Origin of the sequence: Clostridium bornimense, assembly GCF_018917145.1 — a bacterium.
Lineage (GTDB): Bacteria > Bacillota > Clostridia > Clostridiales > Clostridiaceae > Clostridium_AN > Clostridium_AN bornimense_A.
Genome location: NZ_JAHLOD010000130.1, coordinates 1 through 880 on the forward strand (window position 1 = coordinate 1; position 880 = coordinate 880).

An 880-nucleotide genomic window follows, 5' to 3' on the forward strand; every position below is an offset into this window, starting at 1 on the left:
TATGATACTTTTCTTCCCAACTAATATTATTTTTTTTATTAAATATCGCCATATTTTATTCACCCCGTAAATCCGTTTCTTATCTAGTGAAACACATATTTAAAACACTTAAATTTAATTAATATTATTATCATTAACAACTTATTTTTTGCTTTCATTAATTAATTTATGAACTAAACCAACGGAACATTCATACATTTTTGCAATCTCTTTTATAGTCATCCCTTGAAGTCTATACATCTTCATTGCTTCTTTTTCTTCACTAGTAAATCGTTGCTTTCGTCCTGCTCCACGAGAATTATGATTATTTTCATTTCTATTTTTCTCTTCAATATCTCTAGCATAAATTTCAATTTTTAATTTTTGAATTTCTTCTTCAAGTTCTTTTATCTCTTTTTTATATTTTTTTATCTCTGATAAGTATACTTGATTATATGCTTTTAAATATTCATATTCATCTCTTGATACTTCTATTAAATCAGAATTCATACAATCTCCTTCTTTCATAAATTAATTCATGAAAGAATTATATCATAAATATTTTTATATTCAATAATTAATTTATGAATTTCCGAAAACCACTTTTTTAATAATTAAATCTAATATCCAATTTAAATAATTTACAACTAAAACAAATCTTAAATTTAATTTTGCTCATATAAATTCTCCTCCCTTTTTATTTTTTATTTATCTATACATCTATAAAATATTATTTTGTGGAAATTTCTTGACGCTGAAAACACCTATTTTTATCAATTGCCATTTTGGTAAATATAGTATTATATAACTTTTTATTTATTTTATGGTAAAATAAGGTTTACAAAATTATATATTATATTGTTTTTATTTGTATAAATATATTAAAGGAGGGGGTTTTTTT

1 protein-coding gene is annotated in these 880 nt (G+C 21.5%); it reads right to left on the reverse strand.

The features are described 5' to 3' along the window. Window positions 1–141: 141 nt before the first annotated feature. A complete protein-coding gene (locus KQI30_RS16855; protein ID WP_216464496.1) occupies window positions 142–489 on the reverse strand; it encodes a sigma factor-like helix-turn-helix DNA-binding protein in 348 nt (115 codons plus the stop codon). Window positions 490–880: the final 391 nt, after the last annotated feature.